The following is a 19,002-nucleotide window of genomic DNA, read 5'->3' as shown; positions in this document are numbered from 1 at the left end:
TTCATCGTAATTACTCCCATTCTTTTCCGGCGCCATCGCCCCGAAGGGGCGGCGCCGTTTTCTTCTTACGGCGTAACCGTCCACATGCTGAATCCAGGCACTTGGGTAAAGTAGAAATGATCCTTACTATCTCCTGTACCCAAAGCACCGACAGGACGAGGACGAGGACCTGGTCCGGAGGTATTATAACCGGCGCCCCAGAGCGTTCCGTCATCCTTAACAATCAAACTATGCATGGTGCCCACACCGGCAGAAATTACGTTATTCAGTACATTATCTTCCGGGTCTTTTACTTCGGTAAAAGTTACTATGTTGCCCCCCGGAAACCCTAAGCCCAAAGAACCGGAATCATTAGTACCGGCAACCATAAGCGTTCCTGCAATCGCATTTGACTTGATAAGAAAGCTAATATCAGAGCTGCCGCTGACAAATACTCTTTTTACTGAACTAATGGGGGTAGTCCCCTCTACTGCGTCTATGGGGTACCCTAATCCGAATTGTCCATTGCTATTAGTTCCGGATACCTTGAGACTTCCATTATTGGTTAATACCATGGTACCCTGAAAGCCCGCAGCCAGGCTCAGGGCATGAAATTCTTCTCCGTATTCAGAATCCATAAATTCATTAAAATTGTAACCAGAGTTAGCCCCTATCCTGTAATCAGCATCATATCCGGCGCCGTAAAGACGGTACCCGGTAGAAATAAGGCTATGGTGATCCCCTGCAGATATTGCCCACACTGTATCACTAGATACACTACTGTTACGAACAACGGTTGTAAACGTTGTTTTACTCGGGAAGTTTGGCGACGCTGAGTCACCCGAACCCAACTCACCGTAAGCATTATGCCCGGTAGTTTTGACGGTACCATTATCTAATAATACCATGCTGTACAGAGTACCGGCGGCGATGGCTTTTACCCCTGTGGTAACTGACGCAAACGTAGGTGTTGGGGTACTTCCGAGCTGGCCTTCATTAGCCATAACCGACCCCCCCGGCATCGATCCCGCAGCCCAGAGGGTACCATTATCCTTTAATACCAAGCTGTGGAAGTCCCCCGCCGCTACCGCTTTTACATGGTCCATACCGGGAACTTGCTCAAACACAGTTGCTGAATGGCCTATCCCTAACCCTAATTGACCATTGGCATTTGGTCCTGCTACCCACAGGGTACCATCATCCTTTACCACCATACTGTTAGATCCGCTTGCGGCAATATTTTTAAACCCCGGCGGGTAAGCCCGGGAAGTTACCGTTTTAGATTGATTGCCCACCAAATCATTAACGGCAACTTTTATGGTATACACATCATCAACGGCAGGGGTAATCGTTTTAGCACCGCCTTTCAAATTATAGAGGGGAGTTGCAGTTCCTGTCAGGACTCCGTATGTTAAATCGGCGCTATCCATGTCCTGTGGACCGCGCCAGGTAATCTGCAAATCAAAATTGAACGTGGGATCATTCCAGGCGCCGTTCACCGCGCCGGCAAATCCTAATACCTGCGCCGGTTTTTCCGTATCCACATAGACCATGGTTCCCGTGTTTATCACGCTTTCCTGATAACCCGGATTGCCGAAAATACCTGTAAATATCTTTACCTCTAAGGGAGCGCCGGCATTATTAAGCCCAGCATTTCCCGTATGACGGATGCCGGTTCCAGTATTTGTAAAATCTACCGGAGCAGTAAAGCCTCCCGATGGGAATGCCCCAAAATTATACTCACTGCTCTCCCAATTATTTATCTTTAATTGCCATTTCACCGCCGCCACCGCATCAATGGTCCAGGGAAGGGTGGGTTTTTCGGTATGGGTAAAGCCGGTAACTACATTCGCCGATGTCAAGGTTGTACTTCCCTTGGCAATCTTTACCGTATTGGAGTTTGGACCGAACCACTGCCTGCCTGCGCTATCGGTTATATGTAAGCCTGCATCCTCACTGATGGCAAACACGTTATCAAAATTGAAGGTTTCGCTCATGCCCAAGGTCCCTGGTTTTACCACCAGGAAGCGTTTTGTTATGGCCGACTCCACCGCATCCCGGTTACCGGCACCATCTCCAACCTGCACAAAAAGTTCGATTATCCCCGTTCGTTCTGCCGGGGTTTGCAACCGGTGTTTTACCACATAGGCTAACTCACGATCGGGATGGGCATTAGTAATATACTCATGCACCAGTGGATCCACCGATGCGGCATAACCGCTCTCGGTAAGGCTTGCAAACGTATAGGTACTTACCAGTAAAGTAGGATCATAGACCGGGTTTCCATTCAAATCGTACTGCCGCTTTTCACTGATCCACACATCCGTAAGTTCCGAGTTATCCGACGCATAGAATACGATCCAGACAAAATCAGTATCGGGATTAAGCACCCGGCGGTCATCGGCATAGGCCGCATCAAAAAAAGTACCAGGCCATGTTGAAACATCAGCGGCAATTACCGCTTCCACAACTCCGGTAAAGGGTTTTTCCGTATCCGTATTGTCATTTACTCCATAGGTCCAGGAAATTTCCTTTGCCAGCTCGTTTCCGTCGGTGTCTTGTATACCCGGCAAGAGCCGCACATTGATATTGCTGTTTTCTGTAAGCTGCACAACATCAGAGACCTTTTTTACCGGAATGGTGAGATACGATCCGGACTCATTGGCGGGGTAAGCATCCAGGGTAAGGGCCGCAAGATCGAACATTTCCATGGAGTTTGCCGCCGCCGCATCACCGCCGTAATTGGGATACACCGTAATTTCGATTCGCCCTTCCAAGGTACTTTTTAAAATAGGATTATTAAACCGCACCTGTATCATCGAGTTCCGGTCTACCCGTGGGGTTATAGTTTCCGGTGTGTGGCTTATTTCTGCGGGCCGTTCGCCGCAGAGGGGCTGCACCACAAAGCTGCCATTCCCGCTGATAATTATCTCCGCTTCGGTGCCCGATTCATTTAAGGGCGTAATGGTACATCCGCTTTCCAGCGGGGTTGGGCTTCCTTCGGCAATTATCTGCCATCCCCGGAACTGCCAGGCTTCGTTGGGGGTAAAAAGCACGGTAAAGGGATAGCCAGCTTTTGGCGCAACCTGCCCGTTGGGGGTGGTTATCCCGTGCCGGGCTTCCGCCGCGGCTACCCGCACATTGAGGGTTGCGGCGTTGGCATAGTCAAGGGCGTCATCAATCTCCGATAAAAGATTATTTTCCGGCTTGGTCAGAAAAAGGTCGCAGCCCGTAAGAAGCGCCGACACAAGAAACGCGGTGGCCAACAAAATACAAACCCTTCGGGTTTGCTTCCGATGGAAATTTACAGGGTGTATGCTCGTTTTTTTATCCATAGTACGACAGTTCATCGTAATTACTCCCATTCTTTTCCGGCGCCATCGCCCCGAAGGGGCGGCGCCGTTTTCTCCAGGCAGTTTACGCCTAATTATACTGAATGCTTAGAAAAGCACCCGCATACGGCGGACTGCCATAGCTCTTCCGATTCACATTAGTTCCCAAATTAGTGTAGCTACTGCCAAAAGATGAATAGTTATTCGAGAGCGCTTGTTCACCCATAACTCTGGCAAGTACGACAATGGGCATTTTTCCGGTGGTATTTTCCGGAATACGAAATGCAGCCACATAGACAGGCATTTCAGAATAAAAAGATGGATATTTTTCTTTATATGCCGCAACAATTTTTTGCCGCAGAGGGCCATCTTCAATCAAATCAAAATCTGAATTAAACTCCGGAGAATTGGATTTTCGATAGGTAGGGCTCGCATTATACAGAACCCGAATACCGGCTACCTCCCATTGGGTATAGTTAGACTGGAATACCACATAGGCATCATGCACCCCGCTATTTGCTGCAATAGACAGGACAGGATCTGTTCCGTAAAGATCTTCGCTTTTATAATCCTCGCTGTCTTTTTTAAGCAGCAAAAATGTCGCCCCATTCCACATATTAGGAAAAATATTACCCTCGCCATAGTTTGGAGGAGTTCTACCAGGCGTCTCTGACATATTGAATGAATAACTCCATGATTTGGCGGCGCCCATGGGAAGCCCTGAGGTATCCTTGATTTGACCATCCACCGTAACATCAATGTTAATAGGACTTGCAGCAGTACCTGCGTTGCCATTAACACTGTTCTTATAAGTATCCAAAGCAGCAATGCCAGTAGTAGGATTGCAGCGCATCCAGAATGTCAGCACCTTTCCATCGGCGCTGAGAACAGGGGGATTAAAGAAATTTTCAAATCGTATATTGCTTTGGCCCCAGGGTGGGTTTACAGTTCCGCGTATACTGATATTCCGGTATGCCCGTGTAAAATTCGCCGCATTTATTGCCCAACTTTCATAAATAGAACTATTTACAAAGGCGCCGGTATAATTTTTATTGTCTTCAAACCACAGGGAAGCCGGGTCTATGGGTTTGGTAAACCGTATTTGAAAATAGTGGTTATGTGTAATATCCGTGCCGGTGCTCGTTGAAGGGCCGACAACAGTAAATCCATACGCGTCGGAGTTTCCTTCAGCCCGGGGTTTTATAATAACTGTTTGTGCTTCGGGATCTTTATGCACGGTTACAGTAATATCCATTCCCTTCGGGTTGGAAAACTCCACTTCTTCCTGTCCAAGGGGCACGCCGTCGAGCGTGGCCTCCCACCCGATGAAGCCAAAGGCGGGGTACGGGTTAAAGCGCAGGCTAAAGGGGATATCCTGCTTAACCCCGGCAAGCACACCCCCCGGCGTGGAGACGCCGGAACTAACATCCTCCACAGTCACATTGACAAAGGGCATACTGGCCTTTAAGGGGCCTATCAGGATGGTTTTGCCGGGGTTGATGTGGATGGTCACCCTGATTTCCGTGCCCGTGGTGTTGACGGATTCCCAGGTGATGCCCAGGCCGGCTGAGCCGCCGGGCTCCCACATCGAAATGATGTCGCTGCTGCCTTCAATCTGGGCCTGCCAGCCCAAAAAGGGGTACTCGGTTTTAGCGGTGTAGCTCAGGGTAAAGGGGTACCCCTGCTTAACCCCGACAATGGAGCCCCGGGGGACCGCGGTACCCATGCCGCCTTCGTCCACGGAGACCGGCAAGACAGCGGCGTTGGTATAGTCAAGGGCGTCATCAACCTCCGATAAAAGATCGTTTTCCGGCTTGGTCAGAAAAAGGTCGCAGCCCGTAAGAAGCGCCGCCAAAAGAATCGCGCTTGCCAGCAAAATACAAACCCTTCGGGTTTGCTTCCGATAGAAATTTACCAAGTGTATACACGTTTTTTTATCCATAGTATGATACCTCATTCTCAATTTTTGAACAATTCGCTTCTGCAAAGTCCCGTTTTCCTAATCCCACTCAAAATCTATTCCAAAGTCGCTGCTTTCCACGGTACCGCCGGTACCGCCGTTGTTCCCGATAATGGGGGCGCGGTCCCCATTGGGTATGCCGGAACCGCTTGCGATGGGCAGGCTGGGCGTCAGGGACTGGGCGGCGGCTTCAAAGGGCGATACTACCCGGTTGTTTGCTTCATCAAAATAACTATTTCCCCTTCTGGTGACAAAGACCTTCCGTCCATTGGCAAGGGAGTATTGGACCCGCCCATTATCAACATGGAGGTTCATGGTATCCATTTCAAAGGAGGTTCCCCGCACCGATGCGGTTACGATTGGAGTCCGCACGGTAAAATCGGTCTTTCCTCCCGAGGGGGGCGTCACATCGGCCCGGATTCTTCCGGTTTGCAGGTTCAGCGATACTGTTTCGTTACCCTGGTTGAGTATGATTTCTTCCAGGCTTAAACGGGTAAGGGGCCGTATGGTTAGTGTGGAGTTCCCCAGGGCAATGAGGGCGCTGCTTTTAAAGCCCGTGGATATCAGGGTGTCCTTCGTCAGGGTATCTCCCTCTGCGGCGGGTGTCCATGCGCTTTCGTTGGTGATTTTAAGGGTTACATCCCCGGTTAATTCCCGGATAAAAGCGTTTTCCTGGGCAAAGATTGACACGTTGTGTCCCGGAAACCCTATACCGATCAGTGCCAACAGTAACAGTATTTCTTTTTTGCATAACATCATTTGTATTTACTCCTACAATGAAAGAATCATTCCTAATGAACCACGGTACTTACGGCCGGCATCGCTGCGGAAGGCCCTGCCTAAGGTGGGGAAGAAGACACCGCCGCCAAGGGTGAACGCAAGGTCTGTAAGGGGCGCCCAGGTAAGGCCGCCGTAGATCTCGCCCCCCAGGAGGGGGGAACGGGAGGCGGCGTCCAGTTCGCTGTCCGTATAGGTAAACGAATCGGTTCTGAAAAGATAGGCCGCCGATATTTCCGCAGAAAGGGTGTTGTGCAGCCGCGCGGCGTATTCCGCCTCGGCCAGGGCCAAGCCGGAAAGTCGGGGCCGCAGGACTTTGCCCTGGGCTACGGTGTTGATGGGAAGGAACGCCGTAATGGTGTCATTCCACGCTCCGGAGGAAAAGGCCCCGCCGAAGCGTATGCGGTCTTCCGCCGCGCTGGGGAGAAGCCAGACCAGGTGGGCGGCGCCGGCAAAACTTATGCCGGGATCGGCGTCCTCTGTCTCCTGCACACCCAGAATGCCGCCGAATTCGGCGTTCCAATCATCCAGAAAAGGGAGGATCAGTTTGGTTTCAGCGTATTGGGTATGGATATCCACCGTGTTACTATCGTTGAGATCATATTGCCCAAAGACTGATACGGCAAGGTCGCTGCCGGTGTTGAAGAGGGCGGGTATCTCCCAACTTACGCCATAGACCAACCGCCGGGAGGCGAAGTAGACATCCCGGTCGTGGTAGTCCGTGAGGTCTTCGCTGTTCATCACGATGTAGGCGTTCCGTTTGTTGAGGAGCCCGGTGTAAAAGGCGCCGATGGAAAGGCGGGTTTTTCCCAGGTCGGCGCTGAGGGCGAGACCGTCAAAGAGGCCGGTGGCGGCGAGCTGGAGGGGTTCCTGCCAGAACAGGCGGCCCAGATCAAGGTGCAGGCCCGGTGCGGGTTCGTAGCTGAACTCGAAGCGATACAGCTCCGGGACGGGCTTCCATTCTTCGTTCGCCAACTCTGCGGTGACGCCCCCGGAAAGATAGAGGTCCCCCTTTTCGCCAAGGGGAACGGCGAGCCAGGGCATCACCGTTCCGGTGTATTCAAGCGTGCCGTAGAATTCATCACCATTACTGATTACCGAAGATTGGTTGAGCACCACGCCAAAATCCTGGGCCGACGCTATGACCGCGCACAGGAATACTACCAGGCCGCCGAGGGCTCGTTTTGCGTTCATACTGACGGGCCCCCTCGAACCTGCGATTCGCTAACCACAGCTTTAGTGCGAGCCGCAGCTTCGGTGTATTCAAGGACCCGGTCGAGGATTTGCAGGAGCCGCTCCCCGGAAATTTTCTGGGCGGCGTAGGCGCGGCCCTGTATCAGGCCCCGGTAGACCAAATCCCGGTAGGCGTAGCGGGCGCCGTGGGTCAGGGTGAACATGAGGCCCCCCTTGATACCCGCCGCCTGCATGATGAGGAGGGATACGCCCCCCAGGGTGACGGCGCTGTTCGCGGTCGCCTTCCCGGGCAGCCAGTTCCGGGCCAGCGCAAACTGGTAGGCGTCGCCGGGGGTGGTTCCCCCAGGGACCGCCTCCACCGACGAAAGGACCAGCCACGCCGCGTCCTGGTAGCTCACGATGGGCGCCCCCAGAAGCCGCTCCAGTTCTCCCGCTGTTTGGGCGTCCGCCCGGGAGGGGGAGAGGAGGGCGGCGGTCAGGGCGAATAGGATGAGCAGATAGTGTTTCATAGTTTTCCTTTACGGTTCATTGCCCGGTCGGCGGAAGCCGCCCCTTGGAGGGTGCGGCTTTCCGTGTTGCAGGCGTTAATCATTGCCCCAGTCCACGGTTAAGCCGCCGGCTGCTGCTTCGGCGCTGGTGTGGTCTGCGGTTTCCCATGCAAACACCGGGTAGTGGTAGCCGGAGGTTACGCGCCACTGCCAGACTGTCGTAAAGTCCCAGTTAAGGCCGACGTCGGGGGTAAGGCTACCATAGGTGGTGTCCATGGCTTTTCGGGTGGTGTAGGTAGCCTGGTTCGCCACACCCTGGAAGTCGGCGCGGTAAAGGTAGGTGTCATTAACAGTACCGGTTCTGCAATAGGCGATATAGCCGTTGTTTTGCATATACACTGCATAATTGCCATCGCTCGTGTCGAGGCGCGTGTTCGTTGGGATAAAGCTGATATCGGGAGCAGCGAAGTTGAAATAACCAGGGCTGGTGGCGGGGACGATGCCGTTGCCATTGCCGATGGCGGATACTACCTCTGTGTTGCTGGCTGTGGTGCTCACGGCCTTTATGCTGGTTTGCAGGGCTACCGAGTGGTTAGCAGTGGCACGGGTAACGCCAATGGTATCGCCTTGCCCGAAAATACCGCCGGCAATGGCGTTGTCGGGGTCACCGACCGAAGTACCCGCTGCCTCGGCGCTAACCGTGCCCACGGCGTAGGCGTTGGTAATGGCAGTGCCACGATAGCGGCCTGCAATGCCGCCGGCATAGGCTTGCTTTCCGCCTATGGCGCTGACCTTCGCGTAGGCATAGGCCTGGTTGATTGAAACGCTGCCGGACCCCAGGATGCCCCCGGCATAGGCGTTCTGGGTTGTCCCTGGGCTGTCGATGGCAGCCTCCATGGTGCCCAGGGCGAAGCTCTCGCTAATAGCGGGGAAGGGGGCGGTGAGCGTGTCTGGGGTTGCGCCCACAAGGCCCCCGGCATTCACCGCAAAGTAGCCCTTCCCCTTAATAATGCCCGTAAAGGAGCTCTCACTAATGGTGCCGGCAATCAGGTTCCCCGTTATTCCGCCGACACTTACACTGTTGGCCATGCCGCGCTTTTCCACAATGATGGCTGCATCGGCGCCTGAAACAGACACATGGACGTTCTCTATGGTTGCGCCGTTGATAGTCCCCGCAAGGCCGCCCATATATTGGTCGGCGCTCATGGTGATAAGGAGTATCGGGTCGGCCTCCGTGCTCACGGTAGCGCCATAGACCACCTTGAGGTTCTTGATCGTTGCATTACCCATAAGATAGGAAAAGAGCCCCATATGGTACGCATTTTCTAATCCTGCTCCTTGAGCGAAACTAGTGATGGTAATAGTATGCCCATGCCCGTCAAAGGTTGCGTCAAAGGGATCGCTTTCGCCAGAGAGATCATCCTGATTATTATTAGCGGGGCCGAGGGGAATCCAGTCACTTACGCTAATATCCCGCTCCAGGTGGAATTCTTTGCCAGCACTTGTGGGAAGGGGTCGGGGGTCTCCCGGATGCAGGCGGTTCAACTCCGCTGGACTGTGGATGTAGAACACCGTCTGGGTACTTTCGTAGCCAGAGTTTACGGTCATGGTAAAGGTCCTGTTGAGGGCCTGGTCTGCCTGAATGGTAACTTGAATTTGGGCGCCTGTGCCGACTTCCACATTATCGGTCTTTCTATAGGCAATGGCGTCAATCGTCCAAGCACCTACTTCCAGTTGAAAGGTTTGGGCGGGTTCATTCAGCGACATGGTGTAGGTTCCTGAAGGGCCTACAAAGGTAAGCTGATACACAAGACCGGTTGCGATAAAATCGTCCGACAGAATAGACCGGGCGCCTGAGGTTCCGCCCCCTCCGCCGAGCCGCAGGGTAATGGTCCCCCGTTCTGCGGTTGGGGAGCTTCCCGGCACAATGATCTGCCCGGGGTTTCCCTGGCCGTTTCGTCCGGCGCCATCCGGCGCGGCGGGTAAATCGCAGGAGATGGCCGTGAAGGCGGCCATCAAGGTCATCACGACGAATCTAAATAGCTTTTTCATAACATACTCCTATCTAATTTCTCCACGTGGGAGGAACAATTCTATAGATAAGCATAGCGCGTTTAACCGGAGATGCCGGTTTCTTCCGGCTAGACTTTTGGGGTAAAATCTAGACTTTCGTCTAGGTTTTTATTCGCAAGCGTTTTATCCGCGGGGGCTGATGAGCCCGTTGGCCACGGCGTATACCACATACTGCATGATGCTGTCGTAGCCGGTTTTATTGAGGATGCCGGTGATAACCGCCTTGAGGGTGCCTTCGGAAATGTTGAGTTCCTGCTCAATAAAACGGCGATCCCGGGCTTGGGCAAGGAGGCGCAGGATCCGCATCTCCCGGTCGGTAAATTTCGGGCTCAGCGCCGCCAGGGTGGGGACATGGGTGGGAAAGGTGCCGTATCCTGCCATGGTTCCCCGGATTATCTGTAAGAGTAAATCGTTCTTTACGTTTTTATAGACAAAGCTATGGGCCCCGGCTTTTTGTGCGGCCTCAATAAAGGTAATCTCCGGGAAGGCGGTTATGATGACGATCTTGGTGTCCGGGAATTCAGCCAGGATTTCCTGGGTGGCGTTTATGCCGGTGATTTGGGTACGGCTGCTTTCTTCCTGCGCCAAGCCCCGGTGGGAACCGCCGTTTACCAGGTTGTCGTCGGTAAGCACATCCATAAGGATAAGGTCAACCGAGTTGTTACGGCAGAACTCCAGGGCATCTCCGGCATGTTCCAGGGCGCCGACGACCTGTATATCCTTCTCATCGGAAAGTATCTTGGCCAATGCTTCCCGGAGCATGGTCATGTCCTCAACAATCAGTATGCGTATCATGTGCATCTCCATTGTCCAACAGGATACCGGCTCTCAGTTTGAAAAACCGTAACTTTTAGCCAGGCTTTTGGTCTTTTGTTAAGACTTTTCTCCAGAACCGATTGCGGCGCGGTACGGCAAACTCTTTTAGACATCGAGATGTCAGACATCTTGATGTCAGGCATTGGCGAAAACCTCTTTTTGGGGTATACTTGCAGTATTGGAGTGAACCATGACCATTGAACAAACCGTAGAGATACCGGAAAACCGCCGCATTACGTTTGACCTGCCCTTTTCGTTTCCTGCAGGAAAGGCAAAAGTTGCATTGGTTGTTTTCCCGGAACTTGAATCCACGCCTGCCACACCGGAATCCCCCACCGACTCCCCCGCGCAAACGGGTTCTTTAAGCCGAGCTTCCCCTCCGGAAGAGCTTCCCAAGGTGACCCGGGCACAATGGGCGCAGTGGGCAGAGGAGCGGAAGAATGACCCGGTTTGGCAGGTGCTGGACCAGCCGGTCGAACACGACTGGAGCTGGCTCCCCGAAGGCTTAACGCCGGAAACCTTTCTGGTCAAAGATGTCCGTGACATCATCATCAAGGACAAATACGGTATATGAATGTCCTGCTTGATACCAATGTCGCCCTTGACGTCATACTTCAGCGGGAGCCCTTTTGTCAAAACGCAAAAAAAATTGCAGACGGCTCCCAGCGTGGCATCTACACCGCCTTTGTTTCCGCCTCCGCCATAACGGATATCTACTATATTGCTGGTAGAGAGCTTAGGGATAAAACGCTGCTTATGTTGCGGCTTAAAACCCTGCTCAAAACCGTGGACATAGCCGCCGTTACCGGCACGGAAATCCGCAGGGCGATTACCCTTGACTGGGCCGATTTTGAGGACTGCGTTCAGTTCACCGCCGGGGAAAGCATCGCGGTGAGTTACATCATAACCAGAGACCCTACAGGCTTTGTCGCATCGGGAATTCCTGTTGTTAGTCCCGAGAAATTTCTTGATATGATTACCGTTGATTAAGCTCCCCAATGCAAGTACGTTCTTTTTAGACATTGGCGAAAACCTCTTTTTGGGGTATACTTGCCCCTACCTTTTAGCTAGGCTTTTAGCCCGTTGTTAAGACTTTTCTCCAGAACCGATTGCGGCGCTGAGCTGTTCCACAAAACGCTTAAAGGAATCGTAGAAACCGGGGCCCTGTTCCCGGATCCCTGCGCTATCCTCCTCCCTGCCCAGGGCTTCCAGGGCCCCAGCCTCCGCCGAAAGGGCGTCGGCGCCTATGGAAAAGAGCGCATTCTTGAGGGCGTGCATAAGGGTGGCAAAAAAGAGAAAGCTTTGGTCCGTGGGCGCCGGCTGGACCCTGTCTGCGGGGGCCGGAGCGTCCGCAAGCTGCTTGAAATGAAACAGTATGTGCCGCAGGGTGTCTATGCGTTCTTTGCTGTCTTCACAAAAGCTGTTGAGCACATAGCGGTAGCCTTCTTCTTCGCCGCCGGTTCGTTCAAGCCCCGCGGCGGTATCCAGGCCGTCCAGGCCAGGGAGTGCGCCGTTCCCGGCAGCGGCAGCCGCTGCCGTCCCCGTAGCAGCATCCGTCCCGACAGCAGCCGGGCCAGCTTCTTCCGCTACCACCGCCCCCTGTTTTTCCTGGGGGATAAAGCGCAGGAGGGTTTTGTCCAGGTCCGCCGCTTTGAGGGGTTTGCTCAAGAAGCTGTCAAAGCCCTTGGAAGCGAACATCTCGTCATTGCCGATAAGGGCATTGGCGGTTAATACAACGATGGGCGTTTTGTTCCCCCCTTCCCGCAGGCGGCGGACCGTTTCGACGCCGTCCATACCGGGCATCATGTGGTCCATAAAGACCAGGTCGTAGCGTGTCGCTGCCATTTTGGCCATGGCTTCTTCACCGCTGCCGGCGCTGTCGGTTTCAAGCTTGTACAGGCGCAAATAGCCCTGGGCCACCTGGATATTGGAAGCCACATCGTCCACCACCAGGACCTTGGCCGCCGAAAGATCCGCCCGCGCAAAATTGATTTCCGCATGGCGGCGCTTTTCGTGGTAGCTGAAACTCTCCAGGGCGGTGGCGGTGGCGCTTCCCATGGGCTGCCCGTCCAGCCGTTTCTGGCGCACCCGGGCGGTAAACACGCTGCCCTTGCCATATTCACTTTCCACGGCGATGGTTCCCGCCATAAGCTCCACCAGCTGCCGGGTGATAGCGAGCCCCAGCCCGGTGCCTTCGATGTCCCGGTTCAGCTCCTGGTCCGCCCGGCCGTACTCGTCAAAGATGCTGCCCAGGGCTTCCGCTTTAATGCCCAGGCCGGTGTCGGAAACCACAAACACTAACACTATGTCTTCAGCAGCATCCCTGTCTTTTTCAAAACCCACGGCAAAGCGCACTTCCCCTTCTTTGGTGTATTTAATAGCGTTACTTAAAAGGTTGTTCAGTATCTGCCTCAGCCGCAGCTCATCACCAAACAGATTAACCGGCAGGGCGGGGTCCAATTCCAGGATAAAGCTGATGGGCTTGTCCCGAATACGCACCGTGTTAAAGGAGACCGTGTCGTTTATCAGGCTGGGGAGGTCGTATTCCGTCGGCAGCAGTTCCAGTTTGCCCGATTCAATTTTTGAAATATCAAGCACATCATTAATGATTGAAAGCAGGATGGCCCCCGACTGGTGGATCTGTTCCAGGCGGCCCTTCTTGTGTTCATCCCCCCCTGCCGCATACAGTTCCAGTTCGCTGTAGCCCATGATCGCGTTAAGGGGCGTGCGGATTTCGTGGCTCATGTTGGCAAGGAAATTGCTCTTTGCCTGGGAGGCGGATTCCGCCAGGGCAGTTTGCTCCCGCAGCGCAAGGGTACGCTGCTCCACCGTGGTCTCCAATGAGGCGTTAAGGCCGGTCAATTCCTGGTACATCTCGGAAAAGCGCCGGGAAAGGATCAGCGCAGCCCCCAGGGTAAAGACCGTAAACCCATACCGGGACGTCAGGATGCCCCAGTTCAGAACGGCGGAATCAATAAAGTCGAAAGCGCCGGTGATAAACACAAACACTATGCCAAAGGCAAGGTTCCCCATGGGCTCGTGCACAAGGTTCCACCGGAGATCTTCCGCCAGGGTAAAGGCCGTGCCGTCAGAGCGGCGGCGGGGCGCTTCCTTCCACGAGCGGTAGGCGCGGTAGAAAAACTCGTACCCAAAGTTGACGCTAAAGATATAGAGGATTTCCACAACCCCCAGGGCATAAAAGATATTGATGCAGTCCTCGCCGTACTGGGGGGCAAAGAAAAGCTCCGTCGCCGCCATAGCCAGGCTTATCCAGAGCATCACCTTAGCAGGCAAGCGAATCCTCCCCTGGGTAAGGCTCTGAAAAAAGCAGCTAATCAGCGGAAGGAAAAAGAACAGCGTGGCAAATTCCAGGCGGGACCATATATTGGTATCCGGGCTAAAGGTATAGATGCACGAAAGCCGGGTGAGGAAGTACAGCCCCAGGCAGAGCGAAAAGGCGCCGTAGTAGAAATTGTACCGCACATCCCGGCGCTGAAAAAACAGGATAAAATGGTAGAGCCCCAAAAAGATATACATACCCACCAGGGCAATGGTCAAGGTCTCGCTGCTTGCCGCCGCTATCGCTTCGTAGTCGTCGATGTAGACCGGGGTGCCGTAATAGAGCCCCAGGTTATCATGGTTAGGATCCCCCGCCAGATGGATAGCCAAGGTGTTGGCCCCCTCCACCAGGAGATCCTCGTCAAAGGGGAAGCGCACCTTCCGCTGGGCCCGGTGGGAAACGATTTCCCCCGCCGCATCCAGGTGCAGCTCGTTCTTAACCAGGTGCCCGTTCAGGTAGATTTCCCAGTTATCCCCCAGGGCCGCAATAAACAGCCCCGGCACTTTTTCGATATCCTGCCGCATAAAAAGGAGGGTATCGTACCCCACCTCAAAGGGAATCACATAGGTAAAATGCTCCACCCTGTTCCCAAAGGGCGAAAGGAACACCCGCCGCGGAAGGTCATCGAACTTCTCCTTGACGATCACCAGGGCGCTGTCCCCCGCCGCCGCGATTTCGTGCCATTCCGGCCCTGTCGGGGATGCCCGGGCATCCGCCGGAACGAAGCCCTTTTTGCCATACATGGGGTATTCCCGCAGGTTGATATAGAGGGGGCTATCCCCCGCCCGGTGGGAGGCGAAGGAGAAAACGAGGACCATAAGGACAATCGAAGCCGCCCCCAAAAGTGCGGCTGCCGCCCAAACCGGGGCGGCCTTTAGCATGTTTTTCATTGGTTTGGCAGTATGTTAATCATTGGCGTCCCTTTTTGTTTGTAAGGATACTCTAATGACGTGGTTTGGGCAAGTTTTCCCGGTATTTTCATTGCTCAAATTCATCTTTTGCAATAAACTAGACCCATGGTAACGGTAAAAGATTGGGACCCTGCAGCTTAACCTGAACCGAAAGGGACTGTATAAATCCTTTTCGCCGGAAGGAAACCCATCATTTTTCACGATGGTAAAGGCGCTTAATCCCCTTGAAATTCTATATAATGAAATTGATGAAAATTCGGTTAATGTGTTCCATGCTATGCCCTGCCGTAAGGCATGGCTTAAATTAGTTAATTTGTAGGAGGAAAATATGGCAAGAATGACTGAAGAAGAAGCGGACGCTTTAGATGAGCTCTGGACTAAAACGACGCCTGAAATAGATACAAGCAAGAGCGGGTTTTTAACCCGATCCGGCTTTACTATGGTTTCTCTTGATACGGTAACCGCGACCTATCTGCAAGCAAAAGCGGCTGTTAGCCATCATAGTGTTTCGGAGCTTATTGGCGAGCTTGTGCGGGAAAATATTTCTGCTTCTGCATAAGGTGAAGGATCTATTTGCCCGCCGTCAGGCGGGCGGGGGTTTAGGGCAAGGTAAGGTAACCCGCTTTTGCGGGCAATTCCAGAAGCCTTTCGGCGGCACTTTCAAGACCCAAGTTAATGGCGGGCGTTAGCCCTCCTTCCTCCCCCCTATCCATCCTTTTGCGCGTCATTCAGGAGGGTTTCAACGATTTTAACCGCTTGTTCAAAATCGGCCATTAGTACTGCGTTAGAAACACTGTTTATGGTCTCCCTTGTTTTTTTATCCAATGATTTTTCATTCAGCTCAGACAGAATGCTGCGTATGATTTCAATTTTTTCCTGTTCCAGCGCAGCAGAAAGTTTCCTGAACAAAGGGAGATGTTGGGCGGCGGTATCGCCTGTTTCTTCCGCCGGTGTTTCCCTGTTCACGGCCAGCGCTATCCGTTCTGCCAGCAGCTTGAGATCCCGGTAAAACAGGGGAAGCTGTTCTTCGATAAGCCCCAGGTCTCCCCTGTTGCCTGCGGCTTCCAGTTCAGCGGCTTGCTTCGATAGTGCCTCAGCCCCGATTGTACCGGCAGCGCTTTTCAGGGCGTGTACATTTATCGTGAAATTCGATAAACCCTCTTTGTCAGGTATGCGGCTAAACAGGGGGAACCTGTCCTGAGCATCCTTGCAAAAAGCGAGAAGTATCGTACGGTAGGCCGCCTCTGTTCCCCCGGTCATGGCAATACCGCGCTTCGTATCCACCCCTTCTATTTCCAGGCCAGGGGGCGCAGATTTGGTACGCTTCGTTTTCTGTTCTGCCTTTTTCCGTTTTTCCCGGGGAACCCACTTCTCCATGATTTCGTCCAGCTTGGAAACCTCTATGGGTTTGGAGAGGTAGTCGTTAAACCCCTTTTCCAGAAACATTTCCCGCATACCGGATATCGCATTGGCGGTCAGGGCTATAATAAGCGGCGGTGAACCGGGACGATCCATGGCGCGTATTGCAGCGGTAGTTTCTATGCCGTCCATACCGGGCATCATGTGATCCATAAAAATAATATCGTAGGGATGTTCCTCCACCAGCTGAATTGCCTCTTCCCCGGAGACACAGCAGTCCACCTTTACCCGGTAGGGCGCCAGGAGCCCCTCCGCCACAATAAGGTTGGTGGGCACATCATCCACCAGTAATATGCGGGTATCCGGGGCAGTAAAGGTAACGGACGCCGTTTTTGGCTCAACGGCGCCGGAACCGTCCTGCCCGTCAGCGGGTAATTTGAAGGGCTCCGTATCTACCACCCTTTGGGGTATCGATGCGGTAAAGGTACTTCCGCTGCCATATTCGGAAGCAACGGTGATTTCCCCGCCCATGAGGCGGCAGAGGTTCCGGGAAATAGCGAGCCCCAGGCCGGTTCCTTCAATACCCCGGTTCGCTTTTTCATCGATCCGGTTAAAGTCGCCAAAGAGTTTGCCAATATCCTCTTCTTTTATGCCGATCCCCGTATCGGCAACCTCAAAGGTGAGAACCAGGGTATCACCGTTAGCGGGGGTACCTGGTGTCCCCGCTGCGTAATGAATGGCCAGGGTAATGCGGCCTTCGTGGGTATACTTAACCGCATTGCTCAACAGGTTAAGCAGTACCTGCCTGAGCCTTGATGCATCGCCAAAGAAACGGGAAGGCAGAAGCTCATCAATGGTGGTGTGTAAAACGAGGGGCTTTTCTGCCAGTTGTGTGCGGATGGCGCCTATACAATCGTTTATCACCGAAGGAAGGTAATAGTCGGCGCTGATAATATCCAGTTTACCCGATTCAATCTTGGAAAAATCCAGAATGTCGTTGATAATAGAAAGGAGATTTTGGCCCGCCTGCCTGATGCTGACAAGAAAATCCCGTACGCGTTTGCTTGTTTCTTCCCGCAGGGCAAGTTCGCTTATGCCGATGATGGCATTCATGGGGGTACGGATCTCGTGGCTCATGTTGGCAAGAAAATCGCTTTTTGCCTGGGAAGCGGCTTCCACCAGCAGTGCTTGAGCCTTCAGTTCCATGGTCCGTTCCTGAACCGTGGCTTCCAGATTCATATTGTTTTTTTCCAGCGCAGCATTACTGGTATCAAGCTGGTTATACAAAGAGCCGAAGATCCGGGCCTGGATAAGCGCGGCGCCGGCCGTAAAAATAAAGAAGCCGTAGCGGGCGGCAGAGATACTGTAATGCAAAAACATGGAATCGATGATGTCGAAGATCCCGGCGCCTATGCAAATAACCACCCCGGCGATCAGGTTGCCGACGGGGGTTTCCGCAATGGTCCGGATAACCAGTACGTGCAGGGAGGCCTTTTTTCCTGATGCGGCAAGCTGTTTTTTTATATCCCTGCAAGCCCGCAAAAAAGGATACCCCATATCCACCACCCCAATAACAAGCGTTACCCCGATGGCGGAAAACTGCCAAATTTTGAGTATGGCCTCCCCAAGGGGGACGGAAAAGAATAACTGTGCCAGAGCCAGGAGCGCATAAAAGGCGCTGTAGATTTTCGTTATCATAAGGCTCTTTTTAAGGAAGAGGCTTTCCAGAAAGGCCCCCCCCAGAGGCAGGACCAGAAAAAGGCAGACCAATTCCAGGCGGCCCGTACTTGCGCTGTCCTGAATAAAGTTATACACCGCAGTGGTTCTGGTCAGAAAATAACCGCCCAAGGCCAGGGAAAAGAGGCCGTAGTATAAATTGCGCATTTCCTTTCTGCGGATGAGGAACAGGAACAGGTGGTATATCCCCATAAAAAGATAGACCGCGATCAGGCACAGGGTAAAGGATTCGTCGTACCGGCGGCTCATGGTTACATATTCCCCGATATAGTAGGGTGCGGCATAGTAGAATCCCACCGACCGGGAGGCAGGGTCCCCCACTATCCTGAAGCCAAGGATATTTTCCCCTTCGGTAAAGAGGCTCTTGTTCAGGGGGAACAACACCCCGCGCCGGCTCCGGGAGGAGCTGATCCGCCCATCGCCGTCCAGGTGCATCTCCGCCTTTATCAGACTGCCGTTCAGGTAAATCTCCCAGTTAACCCCCAGTCTGGCAAGAAAAAGCCCCGGTACCGGGGCATTATCCGGGGAAAGGGCGGCCATATCTTCGGGGCTCACCGTAAAGGGAATAAGGTAGGTAAATTCCATGTCCTTCATCCCAAAGGGGGAGAAAAAGGGCGGCTTCGGCACCCCGGGAAGATTGAGCGCCTTTACCGAAGCGGGGCTGCTCCTGGGCTTTTCCCTGGTTCCATCCAGAATGGTCCATTTGTCCGCCAAAACCGCCGCCGGAGCGGGTCGTTGCAAAATATCCGCCTGCGTAAAACCGGTTTTTATGTACAGGGGATACTCGTTCAGATTAACAGAGAAGGAATCCCCATTTTGTTCTTTCGCGGAAAGCTTCGGGGGAAACCCCATGCCCCCGAGCAGGACCAGCAGACAAATTCCTGAAAAAAAGAGCCGTTTCCCGCAAACTCTCCGGGAATGTACGCTTTTCATTTCACGATTATATTTTAAACCATTATTTCTTACAATATTCCGGCGCCTCATAAATAACCTACCCCCAATACAAAGTGTATCACAGGGAAAACGGAAATGAATT

12 protein-coding genes are annotated in these 19,002 nt (G+C 53.3%); 3 read left to right on the top strand and 9 right to left on the bottom strand.

Annotated features, from left to right (window positions below; all coding sequences use genetic code 11):
- Positions 1–65: 65 nt before the first annotated feature.
- The 7 genes from LQZ19_RS17335 to LQZ19_RS17305 all read right to left on the bottom strand — a co-directional run bounded on the left by LQZ19_RS17335 (position 66) and on the right by LQZ19_RS17305 (position 10,598).
- Positions 66–3,248 carry an RCC1 domain-containing protein gene (locus tag LQZ19_RS17335; protein WP_411048946.1) on the bottom strand — a complete coding sequence of 1,061 codons (3,183 nt, stop codon included), beginning with the start codon at positions 3,246–3,248 and terminating at the stop codon, positions 66–68.
- A gap of 154 nt (positions 3,249–3,402) precedes the next feature.
- Positions 3,403–5,187, bottom strand: a complete 1,785-nt coding sequence (locus LQZ19_RS17330; protein ID WP_411048945.1) for a hypothetical protein — start codon at positions 5,185–5,187, stop codon at positions 3,403–3,405.
- Positions 5,188–5,310: 123 nt separating this feature from the next.
- Entirely contained in the window at positions 5,311–6,030 is a 720-nt protein-coding gene (locus tag LQZ19_RS17325) for a FecR family protein (protein ID WP_411048944.1), read from the bottom strand.
- A 12-nt stretch (positions 6,031–6,042) separates the two neighbouring features.
- The gene (locus LQZ19_RS17320; protein ID WP_411048943.1) at positions 6,043–7,242 is read right to left on the bottom strand and encodes a hypothetical protein; all 1,200 of its coding nucleotides are present in this window, start codon (positions 7,240–7,242) and stop codon (positions 6,043–6,045) included.
- Positions 7,239–7,751 (bottom strand): hypothetical protein, encoded by a 513-nt coding sequence (locus tag LQZ19_RS17315; protein ID WP_411048942.1) that lies wholly within the window; start codon positions 7,749–7,751, stop codon positions 7,239–7,241. Before LQZ19_RS17315 ends, LQZ19_RS17320 begins: the two co-directional genes overlap by 4 nt.
- Before the next feature lie 75 nt (positions 7,752–7,826).
- The gene (locus LQZ19_RS17310; protein ID WP_411048941.1) at positions 7,827–9,782 is read right to left on the bottom strand and encodes a hypothetical protein; all 1,956 of its coding nucleotides are present in this window, start codon (positions 9,780–9,782) and stop codon (positions 7,827–7,829) included.
- Between the two features lie 144 nt (positions 9,783–9,926).
- Positions 9,927–10,598 (bottom strand): response regulator, encoded by a 672-nt coding sequence (locus LQZ19_RS17305; protein WP_411048940.1) that lies wholly within the window; start codon positions 10,596–10,598, stop codon positions 9,927–9,929.
- Positions 10,599–10,809: 211 nt separating this feature from the next.
- Here LQZ19_RS17305 and LQZ19_RS17300 point away from each other — a divergent pair, with 211 nt between their 5' ends.
- A complete protein-coding gene (locus LQZ19_RS17300; protein WP_411048939.1) occupies positions 10,810–11,193 on the top strand; it encodes a hypothetical protein in 384 nt (127 codons plus the stop codon).
- The gene (locus LQZ19_RS17295) at positions 11,190–11,609 is read left to right on the top strand and encodes a PIN domain-containing protein (protein WP_411048938.1); all 420 of its coding nucleotides are present in this window, start codon (positions 11,190–11,192) and stop codon (positions 11,607–11,609) included. Before LQZ19_RS17300 ends, LQZ19_RS17295 begins: the two co-directional genes overlap by 4 nt.
- Before the next feature lie 96 nt (positions 11,610–11,705).
- Here the strand turns inward: LQZ19_RS17295 and LQZ19_RS17290 are convergent, their stop codons facing one another.
- A complete protein-coding gene (locus LQZ19_RS17290; RefSeq protein ID WP_411048937.1) occupies positions 11,706–14,849 on the bottom strand; it encodes an ATP-binding protein in 3,144 nt (1,047 codons plus the stop codon).
- Positions 14,850–15,198: 349 nt separating this feature from the next.
- Between LQZ19_RS17290 and LQZ19_RS17285 the strand changes: the two genes are divergently transcribed.
- Positions 15,199–15,429 carry a hypothetical protein gene (locus tag LQZ19_RS17285; protein WP_411048936.1) on the top strand — a complete coding sequence of 77 codons (231 nt, stop codon included), beginning with the start codon at positions 15,199–15,201 and terminating at the stop codon, positions 15,427–15,429.
- 146 nt (positions 15,430–15,575) lie between these two features.
- On the opposite strand, the gene LQZ19_RS17280 is transcribed toward LQZ19_RS17285, so the two are convergent.
- Positions 15,576–18,899 carry an ATP-binding protein gene (locus LQZ19_RS17280; RefSeq protein WP_411048935.1) on the bottom strand — a complete coding sequence of 1,108 codons (3,324 nt, stop codon included), beginning with the start codon at positions 18,897–18,899 and terminating at the stop codon, positions 15,576–15,578.
- Positions 18,900–19,002 lie beyond the last annotated feature (103 nt).

The organism is Treponema primitia, from assembly GCF_046533075.1.
Taxonomy (GTDB): Bacteria; Spirochaetota; Spirochaetia; order Treponematales; family Breznakiellaceae; genus Termitinema; species Termitinema primitia_B.
This window is presented reverse-complemented; position numbering and strand designations above follow the sequence as displayed.

Bases quoted from the DNA above. Each gene is read 5' to 3' on its own strand.
- LQZ19_RS17295 (WP_411048938.1), top strand. From the start codon at position 11,190: ATGAATGTCCTGCTTGATACCAATGTCGCCCTTGACGTCATACTTCAG.
- LQZ19_RS17320 (WP_411048943.1), bottom strand. From the start codon at position 7,242: ATGAACGCAAAACGAGCCCTCGGCGGCCTGGTAGTATTCCTGTGCGCG.
- LQZ19_RS17325 (WP_411048944.1), bottom strand. From the start codon at position 6,030: ATGATGTTATGCAAAAAAGAAATACTGTTACTGTTGGCACTGATCGGT.
- LQZ19_RS17285 (WP_411048936.1), top strand. From the start codon at position 15,199: ATGGCAAGAATGACTGAAGAAGAAGCGGACGCTTTAGATGAGCTCTGG.
- LQZ19_RS17315 (WP_411048942.1), bottom strand. From the start codon at position 7,751: ATGAAACACTATCTGCTCATCCTATTCGCCCTGACCGCCGCCCTCCTC.
- LQZ19_RS17310 (WP_411048941.1), bottom strand. From the start codon at position 9,782: ATGAAAAAGCTATTTAGATTCGTCGTGATGACCTTGATGGCCGCCTTC.
- LQZ19_RS17280 (WP_411048935.1), bottom strand. From the start codon at position 18,899: ATGAAAAGCGTACATTCCCGGAGAGTTTGCGGGAAACGGCTCTTTTTT.
- LQZ19_RS17290 (WP_411048937.1), bottom strand. From the start codon at position 14,849: ATGAAAAACATGCTAAAGGCCGCCCCGGTTTGGGCGGCAGCCGCACTT.
- LQZ19_RS17305 (WP_411048940.1), bottom strand. From the start codon at position 10,598: ATGATACGCATACTGATTGTTGAGGACATGACCATGCTCCGGGAAGCA.
- LQZ19_RS17300 (WP_411048939.1), top strand. From the start codon at position 10,810: ATGACCATTGAACAAACCGTAGAGATACCGGAAAACCGCCGCATTACG.